Origin of the sequence: Streptomyces polygonati (assembly GCF_042650325.1) — a bacterium.
Classification (GTDB): domain Bacteria; phylum Actinomycetota; class Actinomycetes; order Streptomycetales; family Streptomycetaceae; genus Actinacidiphila; species Actinacidiphila polygonati.
Genome location: NZ_JBHSBB010000011.1, coordinates 62,367 through 82,966, shown reverse-complemented (window position 1 = coordinate 82,966; position 20,600 = coordinate 62,367). Strand labels below are relative to the sequence as shown.

17 protein-coding genes and 1 pseudogene are annotated in these 20,600 nt (G+C 71.4%); 8 read left to right on the top strand and 10 right to left on the bottom strand.

Annotation, left to right across the window (positions count from 1 at the left end; genetic code table 11):
• Window positions 1–301: pseudogene (locus ACFO3J_RS17265) on the bottom strand (discoidin domain-containing protein); the annotation flags it as partial.
• Between the two features lie 661 nt (window positions 302–962).
• Between ACFO3J_RS17265 and ACFO3J_RS17260 the strand changes: the two are divergent.
• Window positions 963–2,663, top strand: coding sequence for a xylosidase (locus tag ACFO3J_RS17260; RefSeq protein ID WP_386430319.1), 1,701 nt, complete (start codon window positions 963–965; stop codon window positions 2,661–2,663).
• A 116-nt stretch (window positions 2,664–2,779) separates the two neighbouring features.
• Here the strand turns inward: ACFO3J_RS17260 and ACFO3J_RS17255 are convergent, their stop codons facing one another.
• Window positions 2,780–4,300, bottom strand: a complete 1,521-nt coding sequence (locus ACFO3J_RS17255; RefSeq protein ID WP_386430318.1) for an arabinofuranosidase catalytic domain-containing protein — start codon at window positions 4,298–4,300, stop codon at window positions 2,780–2,782.
• Window positions 4,301–4,692: 392 nt separating this feature from the next.
• The gene (locus ACFO3J_RS17250; protein ID WP_386430317.1) at window positions 4,693–5,478 is read right to left on the bottom strand and encodes an SDR family NAD(P)-dependent oxidoreductase; all 786 of its coding nucleotides are present in this window, start codon (window positions 5,476–5,478) and stop codon (window positions 4,693–4,695) included.
• Between the two features lie 326 nt (window positions 5,479–5,804).
• Here ACFO3J_RS17250 and ACFO3J_RS17245 point away from each other — a divergent pair, with 326 nt between their 5' ends.
• Window positions 5,805–6,692 (top strand): aldo/keto reductase, encoded by an 888-nt coding sequence (locus tag ACFO3J_RS17245; protein WP_386430316.1) that lies wholly within the window; start codon window positions 5,805–5,807, stop codon window positions 6,690–6,692.
• 73 nt (window positions 6,693–6,765) lie between these two features.
• A complete protein-coding gene (locus ACFO3J_RS17240; protein WP_386430315.1) occupies window positions 6,766–7,563 on the top strand; it encodes an SDR family NAD(P)-dependent oxidoreductase in 798 nt (265 codons plus the stop codon).
• A 35-nt stretch (window positions 7,564–7,598) separates the two neighbouring features.
• Here ACFO3J_RS17240 and ACFO3J_RS17235 read toward each other — a convergent pair whose 3' ends face one another.
• Together ACFO3J_RS17235 and ACFO3J_RS17230 are read right to left on the bottom strand one after the other, a co-directional pair.
• The gene (locus ACFO3J_RS17235) at window positions 7,599–7,844 is read right to left on the bottom strand and encodes a hypothetical protein (RefSeq protein WP_386430314.1); all 246 of its coding nucleotides are present in this window, start codon (window positions 7,842–7,844) and stop codon (window positions 7,599–7,601) included.
• The gene (locus ACFO3J_RS17230) at window positions 7,828–8,079 is read right to left on the bottom strand and encodes a DUF6400 family protein (protein ID WP_386430313.1); all 252 of its coding nucleotides are present in this window, start codon (window positions 8,077–8,079) and stop codon (window positions 7,828–7,830) included. Before ACFO3J_RS17230 ends, ACFO3J_RS17235 begins: the two co-directional genes overlap by 17 nt.
• A gap of 389 nt (window positions 8,080–8,468) precedes the next feature.
• Here ACFO3J_RS17230 and ACFO3J_RS17225 point away from each other — a divergent pair, with 389 nt between their 5' ends.
• Window positions 8,469–9,011 carry an ArsR/SmtB family transcription factor gene (locus tag ACFO3J_RS17225; RefSeq protein WP_386430312.1) on the top strand — a complete coding sequence of 181 codons (543 nt, stop codon included), beginning with the start codon at window positions 8,469–8,471 and terminating at the stop codon, window positions 9,009–9,011.
• Complete coding sequence (locus ACFO3J_RS17220) at window positions 9,008–9,346, top strand: DUF1707 SHOCT-like domain-containing protein (protein WP_386430311.1); 339 nt, start codon at window positions 9,008–9,010, stop codon at window positions 9,344–9,346. The genes ACFO3J_RS17225 and ACFO3J_RS17220 overlap by 4 nt, the downstream gene beginning before the upstream one ends.
• A gap of 7 nt (window positions 9,347–9,353) precedes the next feature.
• Here ACFO3J_RS17220 and ACFO3J_RS17215 read toward each other — a convergent pair whose 3' ends face one another.
• Complete coding sequence (locus tag ACFO3J_RS17215) at window positions 9,354–10,394, bottom strand: hypothetical protein (RefSeq protein ID WP_386430310.1); 1,041 nt, start codon at window positions 10,392–10,394, stop codon at window positions 9,354–9,356.
• A gap of 105 nt (window positions 10,395–10,499) precedes the next feature.
• Window positions 10,500–11,582, bottom strand: coding sequence for a protein kinase family protein (locus ACFO3J_RS17210; protein WP_386430309.1), 1,083 nt, complete (start codon window positions 11,580–11,582; stop codon window positions 10,500–10,502).
• A 744-nt stretch (window positions 11,583–12,326) separates the two neighbouring features.
• Between ACFO3J_RS17210 and ACFO3J_RS17205 the strand changes: the two genes are divergently transcribed.
• Together ACFO3J_RS17205 and ACFO3J_RS17200 are read left to right on the top strand one after the other, a co-directional pair.
• A complete protein-coding gene (locus tag ACFO3J_RS17205) occupies window positions 12,327–14,999 on the top strand; it encodes a S8 family peptidase (RefSeq protein WP_386430308.1) in 2,673 nt (890 codons plus the stop codon).
• A gap of 155 nt (window positions 15,000–15,154) precedes the next feature.
• The gene (locus tag ACFO3J_RS17200; RefSeq protein WP_386430307.1) at window positions 15,155–16,489 is read left to right on the top strand and encodes a DUF3592 domain-containing protein; all 1,335 of its coding nucleotides are present in this window, start codon (window positions 15,155–15,157) and stop codon (window positions 16,487–16,489) included.
• Window positions 16,490–16,565: 76 nt separating this feature from the next.
• Here ACFO3J_RS17200 and tpg read toward each other — a convergent pair whose 3' ends face one another.
• Entirely contained in the window at window positions 16,566–17,123 is a 558-nt protein-coding gene (tpg, locus tag ACFO3J_RS17195; RefSeq protein ID WP_386430306.1) for a telomere-protecting terminal protein Tpg, read from the bottom strand.
• Between the two features lie 3 nt (window positions 17,124–17,126).
• A complete protein-coding gene (gene tap / locus ACFO3J_RS17190; RefSeq protein WP_386430305.1) occupies window positions 17,127–19,307 on the bottom strand; it encodes a telomere-associated protein Tap in 2,181 nt (726 codons plus the stop codon).
• A gap of 221 nt (window positions 19,308–19,528) precedes the next feature.
• Between tap and ACFO3J_RS17185 the strand changes: the two genes are divergently transcribed.
• Complete coding sequence (locus tag ACFO3J_RS17185; protein WP_386430304.1) at window positions 19,529–19,687, top strand: hypothetical protein; 159 nt, start codon at window positions 19,529–19,531, stop codon at window positions 19,685–19,687.
• Window positions 19,688–19,777: 90 nt separating this feature from the next.
• Here ACFO3J_RS17185 and ACFO3J_RS17180 read toward each other — a convergent pair.
• Window positions 19,778–20,600 (bottom strand): UbiA family prenyltransferase (locus ACFO3J_RS17180; RefSeq protein ID WP_386430303.1); only part of this gene is annotated, 823 nt, incomplete at its 5' end.

Sequence of the window (20,600 nt, the reverse complement as noted above, 5' to 3'; positions counted from 1 at the left end):
CCGGCAGGCTGTAGCGCAGCGACATCGCGTTGGCGGGCTTGGTCAGGGTGAACTCGACGTACTGCCCGACCCCGCTGAGGGTGACGGCCTGCCGGCCGGACGCCTCGGAGGGCAGGTGGCCGTAGAGCCGGTCCGGACCGATCAGCGTGCCGTTGGTGGCGGCGTACTCCGCCTCCTGCTCCGTGAACGGCACGTTCGCGCCCCGCCCGGAGATCCCGATCGGCGAAGGCGCGGGCACACCCGCCGCACTGGCGGTGGGAGCGCCCGCCATTGATACGGCTGTCACCGCCGCGGCCGTCAGGACCGCCGCGGCGGCTGCGACGGAGACGACGACCCTGGGCCGGCGCCCCTTCAGCCATCGGCCTCGCCGATGGCGCCGCGGTCCGGAACTGGGGGATGGCGAAATGAGCGACACAGGCACAAATCCTCGCGAGATCGGGAAGTGGGGGGTTCCAGCAAACTCGGGTCCGGGCGGTCGATTCCTCCGGATCTGCCACACCCAGGGCTTCACTGAGAGTCACCTGCGGCGCGGCCCACTCAACTCCAGCAGCCGAACCGATGTCAAGGCCGGCATCCGCCCCGCGAAGTTGACCGGCGTGCGCGGAACGTGCCGCGACCGGCCTGAATCGGCCGTCGCCGCGAAAGGATTATCGCCTTTTCGCGGCAGGCCGATGATGTGGCGTCGACGTGGGTCCGTATGCCCCGACGTCGCCGCTTCCGCGTCTTCACGAACGGAATGTGACAGCCGAGTGGCATCGAAGAGGTCGGGGAATGGTCCGCATGGGGCGCTTGACTCGGTCGCCGCTTCGGCGGTTTGATCGGCGTGATCCGTTGTCCCCCATCCTGCGAGATCCGGCGCTCTGCGAGACAGCAGGCACTTCGCCGGTCGCCGCGGAACGACAACCGCCCCCCACATTCCGCGCTCCCGGCCGTAAGCGCCGGGTGGCGCTTTGGAGCAGCTCGTGTCTGAGTCCCACCGCAGGAAGACCTGGTCCCGTCGCAGGGTCATCAGCGCCGCCGCCGGCGGTACCGCCGCCACCGCGATCGGGGCGCTGGGCGTCGCCGAGGCCGCCACCTCGTCGTCCGCCACTCCCGCCGCCAGCGCGCCCGGGGACGTGGTCGGCAAGGTCAGCGTCGGCTACCAGGGCTGGTTCGCCGCCATCGGTGACGGTGCCCCGATCAACTCCTGGTGGCACTACAGCGCCAACGGGGGTCAGCCGCCCACCCCGTCGAACACCACCATCGTGGCCTGGCCGGACGTCCGGGAGTTCAGCAAGACGTATCACTCGGGCTACGCGAACCTCGGCAACGGCCAGCCGGCCAACCTGTTCTCCTCCTACGACCAGCAGACGGTCGACACCCACTTCCTGTGGATGCAGCAGAACAACATCGACACCGCCGCGCTCCAGCGCTTCAACCCGGTCGGCGGCGAGGGCCCCACGCGGGACGCGATGGCGGTCAAGGTGCGCAGCGCCGCCGAGTCGCACGGCCGGAAGTTCTACATCATGTACGACGTCACCGACTGGACGAACATGCAGTCGGAGATCAAGACCGACTGGACCAACAAGATGAAGGCGCTCACCGCGTCCTCGGCCTACGCGAAGCAGAACGGCAAGCCGGTCGTGTGCATCTGGGGCTTCGGCTTCAGCGATGACAAGCGCCCCTGGGCTCCGGCACCCTGCCTGGACGTCGTCAACTGGTTCAAGGATCAGGGCTGCTACGTCATCGGCGGGGTGCCGACCTGGTGGCGGACCGGCGACCGCGACTCCCGCCCCGGCTTCTCCGACGTCTACCACGCCTTCCACATGCTCTCGCCGTGGATGGTGGGCCGGATCGGGAACGTCTCCGACGCCGACAACTTCTACAACGTCGCCACCGTCCCCGACCTCGCCGACTGCGCCGCGCACGGCATCGACTACCAGCCGTGCGTACTGCCCGGCGCCGTCACCCTGCGCCAGCGCGCCCACGGCGACTTCATGTGGCGGCAGTTCTACAACATGAAACGCGCCGGGGTGCAGGGCATCTACATCTCGATGTTCGACGAGTTCAACGAGGGCAACCAGATCGCCAAGACCGCCGAATCCGCCGCCTGGCTGCCCACCAACTCGGGCATGCTCGCCCTCGACGAGGACGGCACCGCCTGCTCGTCGGACTACTACCTGCGGCTGACCGGCGACGGCGGCAAGATGCTCAAGGGCCAGATCGCGCTCACCGCCACCCGCCCCACCCAGCCCGTCGTCTCCGGCGGCGGCACCCCGCCCACCGATCCCGGCACCGGCCAGGTGGTCAGCCTGCGCGCGGGCGTCAACAACGACTACGTCACCGCGGAGAACGGCGGCGCCGCCGCGCTCATCGCCAACCGCACCGCGATCGGCGTGTGGGAGCAGTTCGACCTCCTCGACGCCGGCAGCGGCAACGTCGGCCTGCGCTCGCACGCCAACAACCGCTATGTCACCGCCGGTTCGTCGCCGCTCATCGCCGACAGCACCACCCTCGGCCGCGCGCAGACGTTCACTCTCGTCCACAACTCCGACGGCACCGTGAGTCTGCTCGCCATCGCCAACAACCAGTACGTCACCGCGGAGAACGCCGGAGCGGCGTCCCTGATCGCCAATCGGACCGCCATAGGCCCCTGGGAGAAGTTCGCCCTCGTCACCGGCTGACCTGCCGCACGGAGCGCCTGTCCCCACCCTGTTGCCAGGGTGGGGACAGGCCCCGTATTCACCGGGGTACCGGCGTCACTCGAAGACGAGGTCGTTGTCCGGGAGGGCGCGGACGGTCACCCGGCCGATGCCGTGGCGAGGTCGAACTCCTCCCAGGGGCCGATCGCCGTGCGGTTGGCGATCAGGGAGGCCGCGCCCGCGTTCTCGGCCGTGACGATGTGCTGGTTGTTGTAGGCGCGGAAGCTGACGCTGCCGTCGGGGTTGTGGATGAGGTAGAACGTCTCCCACGGGCCGGCCGCACCGCGGTTGGCGATCAGCGGCGAGTTGCCGTTGCTCTCGGCGGTGACCCAGTTGTTGTTGGAACGCGCCTTCAGGTTCACGGTGCCGTTGTTGTTGGCGAGCATGGAGAAGGTCTCGTTCGTGCCGACCGAGGTGGCGTCGGCGATGAGCGAGGTGGTGTTGTTCGCCGCGTCGACGTACTTGCCGTTGGCGTGGGCCTTGAGGCTGATCACGGACTCGGTGGGCGGCGGGAACGTGGTGTTGTTGTTCGTGTAGCCGGCCGCGGTGATGTTGGCCTGCACCGAGTTCTCGGTCGCGTCGGTCGGGAAACCCTTCGTGACGGCGCCCTCGAAGAACTCACCGGCGCCTTCCGGGCTGTTGTCGCCACCGGTGCCCAGCTCGATGGAGGGCTGCACCTTCATCGGGTTGTAGCCGTTGGGCAGAGCGCCGGAGTACGCCTGGGTCAGTCCGCCGGATTGCCCGTTGCCGTATTTCAGCGTGAAGTTCGTCGTGCCGTTGTTCTTCTCCCAGGCGGACAGGAACGAACCGGTCTCGCTGGGGATGTTCGACGGGTTGGGGCCGGCCGCGCTGAAGTACATGCCGTTCTCGAGGTCGCCTCCGACCCAGGGGCCGGGGCCGGTGCAGCCGCCGGTCCAGCAGGCGGAGCCGTAGTAGATCGCGTTCATGGTCGCGTTGCCGTCGTCCGAGTCGTTGGTCTCGGCCGAGCCGAAGTCGAAGCAGCAGCTGCCGCTGGTGAGCTTCGACGACGTGAGCATGTATATGCCCTCGGGCTGGGAGCCGGTGGGCACGTTCTTGGCGGCGTTGTTGCGGTATCCGGTACCGATGTTGTTGACCAGCACGCCGTAGGCGCCCTGGCCGCCGATGGTGATCGGCAGCGCCATCGCGTTCGCGCCGATGTCCGAGCCGTTCGGGCCGGGGCCGGAAAGGCCGCCCGAGCAGCCGGAGCAGGAACTGCCGGGCGAGATGGGCATGTTGTTGGCGTTGGGCGTCTGGTCGTACAGCTGGGTGATGGTGCACGTCGTGCCGGAGCAGAAGGAGACCTGCGGCGCCGCGGCGACCAGACCGCCGGCCGACGCGAGGCCGATGTTCAAGGTCCTGCTGTCCGAGGCGCGCTGGATCTGGTACAGCGGACCGTTGTACGCGGCGAACATCGCCCGGGTGGTGCTGTACGCCGCCTCGCACGGCGTGCCACCGGACGCGTAGATGTCGCAGGGCCCCGATGAAGCCGCCGCGGCGGGCGTCGCCGTCGTGCCGAAGACCGGCACCGCGATCGCCACCGCGAGCAGGAACGCGATCAGCAGCTGCGTCCTGCGTCGGAGTGTGGGTATGACCAGCACAAATGCCTCCGGAAATGCGATGGTGCCATTTCGCCCGTGGCGTTGAGCCGAGTCGCGGCTGCGCTCATCGTCGGGCGCGGTCAGAGATCGCCGGTTGTGCTCAGCTCCGCAGCAAACGGCGGCGTCCCGTGTGGCGCAGCACACATATTCGGCTGGCTCTAGACCTAAGTCAAGACCGCGGACCCACAGCAATGGGCATCCCGAAGGATTTTTGAGGCGGCACTGGCATCGATCGTCGGAGTCTTATGTACAAAGTGAGCACAACAGGTCGAGGGGATGGTAAGTGAGGTGATGTCCGTTTCGGCGTTGCCGGCCCCGCCGGTGAGAGGCGGTCCCAGGGCACGGGACACCGCCCGGTGCACCAGCGCCTTCACGACCCCGGGTGCCGGAGGTCACCTGGGCGTCGCCATGACCAGGCCGCCGTCGATGCCGATGTCCTGCCCGATGATGTAGGAGGACTGAGGGGACAGCAGGAAGCCGACGGCATGGGCGACGTCCTCCGCCGTCCCGGTGTGCCCCGCCGGAACGGCCGCGACCGTGGCCGCCCGGTCGGCCTCGTCCGGGGCGAACGTGTCGTACATGGGGGTATGGATGAATCCGGGGCTCACCGAGTTGAGACGGATTCCCTCCGGCGCGAGGTCGACGCCGAGCGAACGGGCCAGATTGTGAACGGCGGCCTTTGTGGCAGCGTAAATGGGGGCGGTCACCATTCCCCGGTGCATCGTCCAGGACGCATTGAGGACGATGGATCCGCCTCCCGCCGCCCTCAGCAACGGCAGCGCCTTCTTCACTGCGAAGAAGACGCCCTTGAAATTGACGGACACCAGCTCGTCGAAGTCCGCCTCTTCCGTTTCGTCCATGGTCTTGAAGATGCCCGACCCCGCGTTGGCGAAGAAGCCGTTGAGATGCCCGTAGCGCTCGGCGATGCGGGCCATGAGGGTGTCCATGTCGCCGAGATCGGCGGCGTCCGCCTGGGACGTCAGCAGCCGGGTGCCATGGTCGGACACGGGGAGGAGTTTCTCGGATGCCTCTTCCAGTCGCGACTGGCTCCGCCCGGTGATGACGACGTGCGCGCCGCTCTCGAGAAGATGACGCGCTGTCGACAGGCCGATGCCGCTGGTCCCGCCGGTGACCAGAAGCACCGCGCCGCCGAGACCCGGTTGCGTCAGAGAAGCCATGATGTCTCCTAGCTCTTCCATCGCCTGGGAGGGCTTTTGAGGGACGAGGGCAGCAGAGGGGTCCGTCGTCGGCTTCGGCGCCCAGCGACAAGGACATAAGACCTATCGCGCCGGGCACGTGAGCCCGCGGGAGTGCCGTTTCCCCAGTCTGACGTGAGTCGCGGTCCGCCGCCACCGCGGTCACCGGGCCGGCACCCGGGGCGGCCGCCGGGCGGCGGCCCGGCGATCTCGATCGCGTGGCGCCAGAGATCGGGGACGGCTGCGCCTAAGATCACCAGACAAAAGCCACCTATGGGACTTTTCCCACCGAAAGGGATGCGTCAGGAATGCGGACACGCCATATCGGTGACGTCGAGGTCAGCGCGATCGGGCTCGGCGGCATGAACCTGTCGATCGAGGGCCGGCCCGACGAGGCGCGCGCGATCGCCACCATCCACGCGGCGATCGATGCCGGTGTGACCCTCGTCGACACCGCGGACTCCTATCACCTGTCCGGGCACGACGAGGTCGGGCACAACGAGAGACTGATCGCCAAGGCGCTGGCCTCCCACAGCGGCGGCTCCCAGGTGCTGGTCTCCACCAAGGGGGGACTCGTCCGCCCCGATCTCAACCCCGGCCCCTACCTCTGGCCTGCGAACGGGCGTCCCGAGCACATCAAAGCGGCCTGCGAGGGCTCGCTCAAGCGGCTGGGCGTGGAGGCGATCGGCCTGTACTTCCTGCACCGCACCGACAAGGACGTGCCGTACGCCGACTCCGTCGGCGCGATCCGCGACCTGCTCGATGCCGGCAAGATCCGGATGGCCGGCGTCTCCAACGCCGATCCCGCCCAGATCGAACTGGCCGACGACGTCCTGGGCGGACGGCTCGTCGCGGTACAGAACCAGTTCGCCCCCGACTTCCGCTCCAGCGAACCCGAACTGGAACGGTGCCACAAGATGGGGCTCGCCTTCCTGCCCTGGGGTCCGCTCGGCGGCGTCTCCCGCTCGGCCGACGGCACCCCCGTCCACGACCGCTTCGCCCGGGTCGCCGAGGCGCACGCGGTGAGCCCCCAGCAGGTCGCCCTGGCCTGGATGCTCGCCAAGTCCCCGACCGTCATCCCGATCCCGGGCTCCACACGGCCGGAGACCGTACGCGACTCGGCGGCGGCGGTCGACCTCGTCCTGGACGAAGCCGAGCTGAGGGAACTCGACGGACAGAACCGGGGACGCGGGTGAGAACGGGGGTACGGACGGCGGCGGGCGGTACCGAAGCGAGCGCCCGACCGCACGGCGACGCGGCGGCGGCGCGATGACGGCCGCCGTCTCCGGCGCGGCGTCCGCCACGCCACTGGTCGACCTGCGGGACCGGTCCTGCCTGGTGACCGGGGCGGCCAGCGGCATCGGGCGGGCCACGGTGGAACGCTTCGTGGCTCTCGGCGCGCGGGTGGTCGCGGCCGACCGCGACGAGCAGGGCCTGGACCGCCTGCGCGGGGACCTGGCAGCGGACGGGCACACCGTGCTGTGCGTCACCGGCGATGTCTCGGACGACGCCGACGCGCGCCGTATGGTGCGCGCCGCGGTCGACGCGTTCGGCCGGCTGGACGTCGCGGTCGCCAACGCGGGGGTCATCCCGCTGAGCGGCGTGCTGGAGACCACGGCCGAGGACTGGGACCTCGTGCACCGGATCGACGGCCGGGGCATGTTTCTGACCTGCAAGCACTCCATCGACGCGATGCGGGGTACGGGCGGCTCGGTCATCTGCCTGTCGTCGATCTCCGGGCTGGCCGGCCAGGCGCGGCAGGCCGCCTACGGGCCGGCGAAGTTCGTGGCGACCGGGTTGACGATGCACCTCGCGGTGGAGTGGGCCCCGCACGGCATCCGCGTCAACGCGGTCGCCCCCGGCACCATCCGTACCGAACGCGTCGGCGCCCTGGGAGAGGAGCCCGGCGGCCCGGAATACCTGGAGCAGATGAGGCGCGCCCATCCCGTCGGCCGCTTGGGCGATCCCGGCGAGGTCGCCGCCGCGATCGCGTTCCTCGCATCGGACGCGGCTTCGTTCATCACCGGCGTCGTACTGCCCGTCGACGGCGGCTACCTCGCGCAATGAGCGCACGCGCACTCCGGGGAACCCCGGCCGGTTCGTCAGGGGCAGGGGGCGCCGCTGCCGGGGCGGCTGACGCCGGGCCGGGTGTTCAGCGACCAGATGTGCGTGCACCGCGGGCACTGGAGATGGACGACCGGCCCGCTGTTGGAGAGCAGATAGCGCCAGTGCTCGCCGCAGTTGCGGTGGTCGGCGCAGGTCGCGCAGTGGCGGGCGTCGTCGCAGACGGGGCAGGCCAGCCAGGCGCGACGGGCGGGGTCCGCCTGGGGGTCAATGGGTAGCCGCACGGCCCGGCTCCTCCCCCGGCAGGACGCCCGCCGCCACCAGCATGTCGTAAACGCGCTGCTGCTCGGCGTCCAGGCCCGAGTAGAGAAGGGCGTACGCCTCGTCCTCGCCCCGCAGGGCGGCCGCCGGGTCCCAGTCAGGCCCGAGCGCGGCCACGACCTCGGCCCGTCGCCGGGCTTCCTCGAAGGTCAGGTCGATCGTGAAGGGGGTGAGGCCGGTGGCGTCGTTCTGGTTCATGGCGAGACTTCCGGGTGTCCTGGGGGTACTTCACCATCTCTACCAGGCACCCACAGCCAAGGGAAGGGTTGCCTAAGTTGCGGGCGGACGGGGCGGGGCCGGGCGCTGCCCCGCCGATCGGCGGGGCAGCCCCGGATCGGCGGACGGGGGTGGGCCGTTGCCGCCGCCGAGCCAGGAGCGGCGGAGGCGGACCGGCTCACAGCGCTGTGACGCAGTTCACGGACTGCCCCACGGAATGGGCCGATCCCCGTCCGAGAGTTGGAGCGAGGTCGCGCTGACAACGCCATGCTTGAGGTTGTAGAATTCTCCAACCAATGGAAATCAATGCAATGGACGGACGGTCGAAGGGCACACGGGGCTCCGGCGCGTCGCCCCGGCGGTGGCAGGGCATGCACAAAGCGCTCGCCGATCCCCTGCGCATCCGGCTCGTGGAGGCGCTGTGGGAGACGCCGCAGTCCGCACGTGAGCTCGCCACACGCACCGGGCTTCCGGCCGACCGGCTCTACTACCACCTGGGTCAGCTGGAGCGGGCCGGGCTGATCGAGATCGCCGAATACCGGCCGCTGGCCCGGGGCAAGGTGGAGCGGGTCTACGCCCCCGTGGTCACGGAGCCGCCCAGTGATGCCGTGAGCCCGCAGGAGGTGGCCGACTTCCTGGGCTCGATGCTGGACGCCACCCGGGCCGACATCAACGCCGCCTATCGGTCCAGGCAGGCCGGCGGCCGTCGGGAGGTCGATGTGCACCGCGGCGCGCTGCGGCTGACCGATGAAGCGCTCGCCGAACTGCGCGGCCACGTCGAACGGCTCGCCGCCCGGTCCGGGGACCGCGACGCCCCGGGCGTCTGGACGCGCGTGCTTGTCGCGGTCGTGGACCTGCAGGACCGCCCGCTCCAGGGCTCCGTGGCACCCGACATATCCGAGAGGCCGGCATGAACAACAGCGAGGAGCACCCGACCATCCCTGCGTTACGAGCCTCGGACGCCGAACGCGACCGGGTCGCGGCGCAGTTGCGACACCACTACGTGGCCGGCCGGTTGACCCTGCCCGAGCTCGAGGAGCGCGTCGCCGTGGTCTACGGGGCACGCACCCGCGATCACATCGCCGCCGTCCTGAGGGACCTGCCGGACGAGAGCGGAGCATCCGGGTCACCCGCTCAAGTGATCGACTCCCGGCTGCTGATCATCCTGCTGTGCACCTGCCCGCCCGCGGCGCTCGTCTACTGGCTCATCGCCCGGCGCCCGGCGTCCCGGAGGGGCCCGCGCCCGTGACCGGACCTCAGGCGGGGATCCAGGCCAGCGCGAACAGGGCCGCTCCGAGGACCGCGGGGATGATCAGCCGCGTGTGGCGGCCCACCCCGAAGACCGCTCCGAAGGCGGTGAAGACCAGCGTCAGCATCCCGGACAGCGCCGCCAGCAGCCGCAGCGCGTCCCGCAGCGGCTGGTCCTGCGCTATCTGGGTGCTGGTGACGATGAAGGCGATGACCGCGGCCAGCAGGCCGAGGGTGCCCAGGGTCTCGGACCTCAGCCGGGTGATCTCCGCCTGCTGATGCGCGCGGGTCTCCTCCGCGACCCGTTCCACCTGCGCCTTCATCGATGCCTCCAGGCGGTCGGCGGTCTCGCGCAGTCCGCGGCGGATGGCCTGGGTCTCCCGTCGCAGCACGATGTCGGCCCGGATACGGTGGTACTCGACGACGCGTACGGCGTACCCGGAGCGCGCGGAGTTCTCCAGATCCATGGCCCGCTGGATCGAGGCGAGCGCGGTGTCGAAGTCTCCGGTGAGAGCGGCGAGTTGTGCCCGCACGGCGCGGTACCGCGGCTGTTCCGGGCTGATCTCCACCGCCCGGTCCACCTGTGCCAGCGCGGCGCGCAGGTCGTCCTCGGCCACCTCGGCGCCACTCCACCCGTATTCCGCCAGCACACGTGAGTGGTGGGCGACCAGGGCCAGGTTGTCCGGGTAGGCCGCCAGCGCGGCGGCCGCGTGGCGCAGGGCCGCGACCAGGTTCGGGCCCATCGGGTCCAGGAGCGCCAGGTCCGACTCGAGCACCGCGCGCATCGGCACGGAGGCGAACCGTGCGGCATAGCGGAGGTAGATCGTCCGGAAGCGGGTACTGTCCAGTGCCCGCCGGTGGCGGGCGAGCAGGACGTAGAAGGCGTTGAAGGAGCGCAGCGGATCGGAGGCGTCGCCTATCAGCGCCTCCAACTGCTCCAGGTCCGCGTCGGCGAGCGCGGTGCAGACGGTCATGGCGGCGCTGTGGTGCTCGGCCGATTCGAAGGGCGGCAGAGCGCCCAGGGCGGCGGCGATCTCCCCCGGTGACATGGTGATCACACTAGCGGCGGGACCGGGAGCGCGACAGCGGCCCCGGCAAGCGCGACGGCCACCGACGGGTCGCGCTCACGCCGGCGACCGAGGCGCAACCGGCCTTCAGCCCCCGACCGCTGACGCGCCGTCCAGCGCCCGCCGGATCTCGGCCGCGGGGAACGGCGTGCGCTTGCTCTGGGTGATCAGCCGACGGTGGAAGTCGTCCAGGACGATCGCGTGCGGCGCGTGACGGTCGATGATCGCGCCGATGTCGCCCGGAACACCGGAGGGCCGGTGGCCCGCGACCCATTCACGCAGGAAGGTGCCATGTTCGGCGCCGCCACGCAGGCCGTCGGGAAGGTGATGGCGCAGCAGGTGCCCGGGTGCGTAGCAGCGGTCGTACACGAGATGATCGGAAAGGAAGGCGCCCTCTTTCGGGGAGAGTTCGAAGTCACGGCTCAAGGCCAGACCGAAGTCGGCGAAGTACACCAGCCGGCCGTCGGTGAGCAGGTTGTTGAAGTGGGCATCAAAATGGACCAGACCGCGCTTGCTCATGAACTCCGTCCCCTTCAGCAGCGCGTCCTCGACCCATTGATAAGGCGACCGGCCTCCGTGTTCCCGCCACGTCGCGTCCCGGGCCTCGCCGAGCCAGGCGTCGAGCGTGCGGGGGACGTGCTCCAGGAAGAGCACCAGGCTGAAGGACGACCGTCGGACGGCTTCCAGCCGGCGGCGTACCGCCGGCGACCCGTCCCAGTGCGCGACGGCCCCTTCGACACCCCCGAACGCGTCGGCGAAGCCGCTGGGAGGACTGTCCGGTAGGACCCGCCAGTGGTACAGCAGCGGGAACCCCGCGTACTCGTCCCGCAGTACCCAGCTTGTGGTCATGATGTGCGTGGCCAGCTCGCGCCAGGCGCCGAACCCGGCCGACCCCACCCCGTATTGATAGAAGAGGGGGAGATCGAAGAGGTTGGCGGTCGACCGCGCGTGCTCCGGCCGCAACTCGATGTCCGTCAGCGGAACCCGCTTGACGAAGACGCGGATCCCCTCGACGTACATCTCCGCCGACCTGCCGCCGATGCCGGAACCGAGACTCGGCGCGGCGGCCACCGCCTCCGCGAGCCGGCGGTCACTGAGCAGGGACAGCCGTGCGCCCGCGGCCGCGTAGGCGGAAACCCGGGCGGCATGGCCCGGCTCGGTCACCTGCATGAGCGACTCCCGTCCGACGTCACGAGCGAATGCTGCCGATCATGGCAGGAGAACTCGATGCGAGTCCCGAATTCGGCGGCATAACCAATGGCGCATGATGATCGCGGGCTGGCGCGATACCGACCATCACCTTTCTTTTGGATTCGGTCATCGGCGCGGGGCGCCGGTGCGGCGATAAAGCATGCCGGTGTCGAGAGTGGGCGGCCGAGGTGACTGAGAGTGGCGGGTGGCGGGTGGTGTGCGCGGGCGACGGAGCCGGCCCGCTGACCTCACGTCGTACATCCGCGGCCTGGGCGCTCCTGCGGACCTCCCCCGGCCGGAGGTCCGGACCCGCACCCGGCAGCGCGGCCCCGGCCCCTTCCTTGCATGCCGCACCGGGTTCATAAACGGTACAAGATCGGCGAAATCCCTGCCGGAAATTAAAGCTCCGTTTAAGGACGGCCGTTTACTGTTCCCTCTATCGGCACTTGGTGTGCACACTACAGACGGTGCTCCCTGAGCGCTCTTCGTACGGTTTGCCTCTCTACACGGATGTATACGGATCAAAGCGGACCTTCACGTGGGAGTCGTCATTTCCGACATACGTAATTCCCGTGCCCTTAGGGCTCGCCCGGCCGTCACCTCGGCCGCTTCGCCGGCCTTAGCGTCCGGCGGGCCGACGCCCGCCCCGCCGTCGCAGGCCGCCGGACCGGCGCCTGCCGCCAAGACCACCGAGAGAACTCACCCGGACGAAAGCAGGGTTCAGTGAATCGAGCTCGACTGGCCACCGTGGCCACGGTGTTCACGGTGGGGCTGTCGCTCGCCGTCATGGGGAGCGGCGGCGCCTCCGCCGCGTCCCCGGCTGCCGCGCCGCTGGCTCCCGCGCCGTACGGCGCCGACGCGGGCGGCGCGGTCATCGTGGTGCTGGCCGACCAGCACTCCGACCTCAAGTTGAAGGCCCAGGGCTCCGCCCGTACCTCGGCCACCCGGTCCGACCAGCGGTCGATCGTCTCGGACATCAAGGCCAACGGCGGCACCGACGTCCGCCAGCTGGTCAGCGTCAACGCGGTTGCCGCCCACCTGTCCGCCGCCGAGGTCGGCCGGCTGCGCGGCAATCCGGCCGTCGCCCAGATCCTGCCCGACGCGACGATCACCGTCGAGCCCGGGTCGAGCACGGCCCACGCGAAACCGGCGAAGCTGAGCCCGGCCCTGTGCCCGGCCGACCCGAAGAAGCCGTTCACCGAGCCCGAGGCGCTGTCGGTGGTGCACGCCTCGTCCGACGACCCGAAGGCCCACGACGAGGCCAACGACATCGCGACCGGCAAGGGCGTGATCGTCGCCAACGAGGGCATCAACGACCTGGCGGGCAACCCGAACTTCATCCGCAAGGACGGCACGCCCGTCGTCCTGGACGCACCGGACCCGACGGCGGACGACAGCGACGGCGAGTTCTACGGTGACGCCTCGTCGATCGCCGGCCAGGGCACGGTCGTCTACGACTACTCCCAGGAACTGCCCTTCTCCGGCCTGCCGAAGGGCTGCACCTTCACCATCAAGGGCGTCGCGCCGGACGCCTCGCTGGTCGACAGCTCGGTGATCGACACCCCGCCCAGCGGCGCGGACGGCGCCGTGCAGCAGTCCGAGTCCGTGGTCGTCGCCGGCATCGACAACGCCGTGGTGACCGAGCACGCGGACATCATCTCCGAGTCCTACGGCTACACCCCCCGGCCGGGGCGGTACGCGGTCTTCTACGCCGCCAACGACGCCGCGATCGCCGCGGGCGTGACCGTGGTCGTGTCCTCCGGTGACAGCGGCGACTCCGGCACCGTGTCCTCGCCGGCCACCGACCCGCTGGCCATCGCCGTCGGCGCGACGAACACGCTGCGGCTGAACGCGCAGGCCACCGGCTACACCTCGTGGACGAACAACGACATCACCCCGCTGTCCTCGGGCGGCACCGCGCCGAACAACCGCGTCGTGGACCTGGCCGCCCCGGGCTACGGCGGTGAGGCGGCGTGCAGTCCGACCGGCAGCGACTGCCCGACCAACACGCAGACCGAGGCCTTCGGTGGCACCAGCCAGTCCTGCCCGATCGTGGCCGGCGCCGCCGCCGATGTCATCCAGGCGTACGCCGACACGCACAACGGCGCCAAGCCGACCCCGGCCCTGGTCAAGGAGATCCTGACCAGCACCGCGACCGACATCGGCGCACCCGCCGACCAGCAGGGCTCCGGCCTGCTCGATGTCGACGCCGCGGTCAAGGCCGCCCAGCAGGAGCCGGGGACCACCCTGTCCCACCACGGCAAGGGCAAGCCCTCCGACGCCGACAGCCTGGTCGTCACCTCGCCGACGCAGCTGGACATCACCGACAACGCGGGACCGAGCACGCAGTCGGTGACGCTGTTCAACACCAGTCGCCAGGACACCAAGGTGAGCGGCACCTACCGTTCGCTGGGCCGGGCGACGCAGCTCGGCAGGACCGTCACCGAGCCGGTCAGCGCTCCGGACCCGAGTCTGCCGGTGCCGGCCCAGGGCGCGCGGGCGGCGGCGCCGGTCACGTTCAACGTGCCCAAGGGCCTGGACCGGCTCAACGCCGACATGCTCATCGCGGACCCGACCAACTCCACCGTGCTGTCCTACACGCTGATCGACCCGAAGGGCCGGCTCACCCAGATCTCGTACGACTACGGGACGGCTCCCACCAGGGCGGGACGGCTGGGCACGGTGTCCGACATCCAGCACGTGGAGGTCGCCGCGCCGGTGCCGGGCAAGTGGACCGCCAAGATCCTCTGGGCCAACGGCCGTGCCCACCTGCAGGAGCCGCCGAACGTGCCGGGTACGTTCACCGGCGACATCTCGTTCCGGGTCACGGGTCAGCACTACGAGACCGCCCCGGCGGTGCACCAGGTGCGGATCAGGGCCCATTCGAGCGCCACCGTCCCGTTGCGGGTGCTGATGCCGACGGCGCCCGGTGACCACCCGGAGTCGGTCCAGTTCGCCGCGGACAACGGTGCCCGCACGTCCCTGCCGGTCGCCCGCCGGACGCTGATCCCCTCGCAGGGCGGCGCGTTCGACACGACGATCACCAGCAGCGTCGGACGCCAGGTCGGCCAGATCAGCACGTACAACCTGGACGTGCCGGCCGGCAAGCGGGACCTGGACGTCAGCTTCACGACGCCGGACGCGAGCCCGGACAACCCCATGACCTTCTGGCTGCTCAACCCGAGCGGCACGGTCGTCCAGCAGGTGGCGGCGGCACCGGTCACCGACGCGTCGGGCAACACGACCGCCGCCGCGCATCTGGTCGCACCGGCCCCGGTCGCGGGACGGTGGGAGATCGATGTGGAGCTCAATCTGACGACCAGTGGGAAGGAGTTCACCCAACTGGTCCACGGCGTTGCCGGATACGACCAGGCAGTGCCCCCCGCCGCCGGCTGACGGCGGTAACCCGACAGGTCCGGCCCGGTGTCCGGGAAGCCTCGGCTTCCCGGACACCGGGCCGGTGTCTTCGCGCGGGCGCGGCCCCGCCCGGCCGCAACCAGCGGGGCGGCCGGCTCGTCCTCCTCCGGGGCGGCTGAATCGTGGGGGCGGGGATGGCGTACGACATAGTGCTCGGGATCTGGTGTGCGGTCGTCGGGGTGCCCGGGATGATCTGGGCCGGCCGCTACGCGGCGCGCGGCCCGTGGCGGCGGCTGGCGGTCGCGCGGGTCCTGCGGGTGTGGGAACCGGAGCCGGGCGAGGGGTGGTCGCGGGGGGTGCCCGCCGAGGTCGGCTATGTGGACCCGGCCGGCGGGCGCGAGATGGTGGGGATCACCCGTGGCGGCGGGGGGCGCGCCGGGAACCTGGCGGCCGCCTGGCCGGGGCGCGAGGTGGTGGCCTACGCACGGCTCCGGCGGCCCGACGATTTCCGCGTCGCGGACCGGTCGCCCCGGCCCGCGGACGGCTATCTCGCCGGCACCGCGGCTTGCTTCGTCCTGACCGCCGTGCCGCTGGCCTCCCGGGCGCTCCTCGGCCGCCACAGCCTCGCGGGGGCACTCGGGACCTCGGCCGGCGCGGTCGCGGTCGCGTTCCTCGTGCCGGCCGCGGTCCTCGGGATCCGCAACGGACGCCGTCGCCGGGCGCTGCTGGCCGAACCGGAACTCACCACGGCGCACGTCATCGACCTCAAGGAGTCCCGGCAACCGGATGCCAAGATCGGCGCGGACAAGGCCATGACCCCCGTCTTCTCCTTCACCACGAGTGAGGGCAGCCAGGTCACCGCGGTCAGCGGCTACGAGCTGACGACCCGGAGGCTGCGGCCGGGCGACGAGGTCCCGCTGCGCTACGCCGCCGCCGATCCGTCGGTCTTCGCCGTCGACGGCGTCGACGGCGTCGACGGCGAAGGGACCGGAGGGCCGCCGGCCGACGGCGCCGGCCTGGACAAGGCCCGGGTGTGGGTGCGGGCCGACGGGATCCGGCTGCGCGCCGACCGCATCACGGCGGTCCGGGTGTCCGAGGACGGCCTGCTCCTGCACACGCTCGACCACGGCAGCGCGATTCCGCTGACGCCTGCCGCACCGGAGACGTCCGGGACGCAGGACGTGATCGCTCCCGGCGGTCCGGCGGAGCGCCGGTCCCACCTCGAACGGCTGGCCGATGAGTTCCTCGGGCGCGTCGAGGACCACCTGGCGCGGCGGCGGGGCGTCCTCATCGTCTTCGAAGCCGCCGACGCCCGCCACGAAGCCGGGTTCACGGTGCTGGACCTGCCGGGGCTGCGGCCCACCACGCGGCGGCGCGAACGGCAGGTCCGCGACAACCCTCCCCCGGCCCGTGCCGCGTCCGTCCCGGGCACCCGCTCCCCCGCCCTCATGGCCCCGGCCGCCGAACCGGGCGCGACGGCGGAACCGGCGCCGCCGGCGGCCGAGGACCCCACTGACGCCATCCCGTGAGGCGGCGGCAGGGCAGCGGGCGCGGCCTCGGGCGCGGCCGCCGACGGCCGACGCTTCCGGCGGCGGATCGCCGTCGTCAGAAGTCCAGCTCGAGGTAGTCGATGTCGGTGAAGTCCACCCGCAGCCCCTCCGCGCGACGGCCGCGGTCCTTGAAGTAGATCTCCTGGAGGCCTTCGGCGGCAATGGCCCGGAGCTGCTGCTCGGTGGCCCCGGCGGCCTGTGCGTCGAACAGACGGGCCGCGTACGACGGCGGGAGGTGCTGGGTGACCCGCCGCATCCGGCCGTCGTCGGTCGAGCCGGGCGCCGCGGTGAATCCGAACCTCGCCCGGGTCTCGATGACGATGCCGCCCGAAGTCGCCGCCCGCTTCTTCGCCCGGCCCTGGACGCGGGGCTGCCAGTCCTTGCGGACCTCCTGCTCCAGGCGGGCCGCGAAGTCCTTGCGGGGCCGCCGGAGTTGGCCCTTGACGTAGCGCTCCACGGTGCGCTGGGTGACGCCGAGGCGTTCGGCGACGGTCCGGGTGGAGCCCTTGGCCTGCCGGACCAGGAACCGCATCTGCGCGCCGGCCGTCTTGGGGATCGGCCGGGTGGCGGTGTTCGCCGCGGCCCGGGCCAGACTGTCCTCGATGATGCCCACCGGCTACTCCCCGTCGTCTTCGCGGCCGGAGCCCTTGATGTGCCGTGCGGGGTTGAGCCGCTGCTCCAGCAGCTCAACCGCCCAGTACAGCGGCTGGGTGCCCTCGTGCTTGACCATCCCCGGCGAGACCCCGAGCCGGAACGTACCGGGGGCCGGCTTCCCGTCGGCGCCGTAGGGCAGGACGTCCAGCGGCGACGGACCGGCCGCCGGGTAGACGGCGCAGTCCGACAGGAGCGCGATCGGCAGCAGCGCGTCCTCGCCGAACACCACGGCGCCCGACGGCGCGGGGGCGCCGCTGGTGGCGAGCGCGGTCTTGAGCAGCTTGCGGTGCATGTTCACCCGGGCCGCCGAGATGACCGCCGCGCGGATGTCGGGGCGCCAGGTGGGGCGCTCCAGGGCCGGCCACCGCTCGCCGGGCCGGTACTTCATGCCCTGGGGGCGCTCGCGGAGCTTGCCGATGCCGCCCTTGACCGTCGACTTGATCGCGGACAGCACCGCCGCCATACCCGGGTCGCCCGCCTTGTGGGTCTCCATCGCGATGAGGAAGCCGGCCGGGGAGAGGTCGGCGGTCACCCCGAGGTCGGCCATCGTCGCCTTGTAGGCCTCGCTGAGGTGCTTGTACCAGGGGTCCAGATACGGGCCCGCGTCGCGCCGTACGTACGCCTCGGTCGGTGCGAGCGTCACCGGCAGGCGGTAGGTGTCGATGAGTTCCCCCGCGTACGCCACGGTCGGGGTGGCGTACCAGGCCGGTCCCTCGGGGCGGCGGCCGTCGGGTGTGAAGGGGCTCGGCAGGCGCGGGTCGATCTCGATCCCGGACAGGTCGACCAGCCACGATCCGGGCACCGTCTTGTCGAATCGCGGCGCCTTCACGTGCGCCGGCCCCGACAGGCCGACCATCAGCCGGTTCGCGGCGGCGAGGAAGGCGGTGTTCACATCCACCCCGACCGCGAACGGCCGCGCGCACTCGGCATCGGTCAGCAGATCCGGGTCGCGGATCCAGTCGAACGCCTCCTCGTCGAGGACTTCGGCCGGGGTCCGCTCATGGGTGCGGGGGAACAGCGCCGCCACGACCGGGTGTTCGTCGGGGGCCTCGGGCGGCGCCGGGTCGACCACCGCGGTGAGCGAGCCGGGGACAGGGCCGGACACCCAGCTGCCGGTGGCCTCGTCCTTCACCGCGCGGGTCGGCGGGCGCAGGCTCGTCATCAGTTCCAGCCCGGCGACCGCGGTGGAGCCGCGCGGGGTCAGCACCCGGGCCGCGTACGTACTCAGCACCCGGGCGAGCTCGGCCGGCGGCAACTGGTCGGCGCTCCCCCAGGCCCGGGTGTCCAGCGCGCCCCAGGGCACTACGGCCAGCTGCACGCACTGGCGCTCACCGTCCTTGGCCGGCCGGTAGACCCGGGCCCATGGCCCGAAGCCCCGCTTGGTCAACTGCCATTTCGCCCGGGCGATCTGGCGGACGGCCTTGTGGTCCTCCGGCAGCCGCATCGCCCGCCGGTCCGCCAGCTCCACGGGCAGCCCGAGCCGTTCGGCCGCCGTCGCCGTCACCACGATCAGCGGGTCGGAGTCCTTTCCGGACCGGTGCAGCCGGGAAGCGCCGAGCCGGGCCTCCGCAAGTGTCCACGCCACCAGCTCCGGGACCGAGGCGGCCGGGCACTCCAGGACCAGGCCGCCCGCGCAGTACAGGGAGCCGTCGCCGTCCAGCACGGCGAGCGGGCCGTGCGTGAAGCGGGGGTCGACCGCCGCCGCTGCGGGCGCGGGCTTCGGTGCGGTCTTTGGTGCGGGCTTCTTCGCGGTGGGGCGCCGCGATGCCGGTGTGCTGCCGGCGGGCCCCGCCGGACGCTCCGGCGCGGGTGCCGGTGCTTCCGCGGTCCGCACCGGCGGGGTCGGACCGGTGAGCGCCGCCGGGCCGGCGGGTGCCGCGTCCGGCGGTTCGGCGGGGTACTGCGCGGCCCATCCGTCCAGCAGCCGCTGGTAGGCCTCCCGTTTCGGCGGCCGCGGCTCGGACCGGCCCGCCTCCCAGTTCTTCACCGTCTGCACCGTCGTCCGCAGCGCGGTCGCCAGCCTCGACTGCGGCACCCCGGCCGCCTTCCGCAGCCGGGACCGCTCGCCGGGCGGCGGCAGCTCGGGCTCGCCCGCCAGCAGGGCGTCGACCGCCGCGAACAGCGCTTCCTTGTCCTTGGACACAGGCCACCTCCGCTGCGCAGTCTAGCAGAGTTTAGCCCTCGATTTATCTGTACTCTTATCCCTCGCCGATCGTTCCGGCTAGCCGCGACCATCGGCACCCGCCTGTTCGCCGCGGGTGGTGGAACCCTGGGCGGCGATCCAAAAGAGGACTTAGTCACCCAAATGCCACTAGACTGGAGACCGGCATGGTGGCATGTTCGGACTGTGGAGGTGGAAAGCCGATGACCGATCCCATGGGCACCTGGACCGACCGTATGCAGGAGTTGAGCGAGGAACTGCCTGCTGAGACCTGCCACCGGTTCGTGCGCGATGTGTACGAGGCGGCGCAGGACGACCTCGACGAGCAGCGGGCCGAGGCAGATTTCGCCCGCGAGGAGTAGGACGGCGCTCCCCCGGGTGGCGAAGGCACGACGCCAACGGCCGGCGGTCCCCCTCGGGGGCTGCCGGCCGAGCCGGTCCCGGCGGGAGGTTCACGCCAGCGATCCGCCGTGCATCAGGAGCAGTGTCACGGCGGTCGCCGTCATCGCGAGGGTGGTCAGGAAGGGAAGCCGGCTGCGCCGGCCGGCCCGGGCGGGAAGGACGGTGGCGACGGTCAGCGCCGCGGTGACGCCGAGGCCGGTCCAGCCCGCCGGACCGATCCGCCCCGGAGGTGCGAGTACCAGGAGTACGGAGGCAGCGAACAGCGGCAGGGGGGCGAGGGCCCGGGTACGGCGGCGGCCGAGGCGCTGCGGGAGGCCGCGGACGCCGGAGGTGAGGTCGGCGTCGATGTCCGGAAGCACGTTGGTGAAGTGCGCCCCGGTGCCCAGCAGCGCGCCGGCGGCGACCGACCAGGCCGGAGGCCAGGGGTGGCCGGGCAGTCCGAGGGCGACGAAGGCGGGGAGCAGGCCGAAGGCGAGGGCGTAGGGCAGCCATGAGGCGGCGGTGCGTTTGACGCCGAGGTTGTAGCCCCACGCGGCGGCGACCCCGATCAGGTGGGCGGCGCCCGCGGCGAAACCGCTCGCCAGCGACAGCGGGACGCACAGGGCAAGGGCGCAGCCCGTCGCGACGGCCACGGTCCTCGCAGTCGTCCTCCCCGCGACCAGGGGTTTGTCCTGGCGTCCGGCGGCGGTGTCCCGCCCGAGGTCGACCAGGTCGTTGCACCAGCCGACCGACAGCTGGCCGGTGAGCACGGCCGAGGCGACGAGCAGGCAGCCGAGCGGGCTCCGGCCCGAGGCCGCCGCGAGCGCGGTGATCAGCGCGGTGACGGCGACCGTGGGTTCGGGATGGCAGGCCCGAAGGAGGGCGAGGGACCCG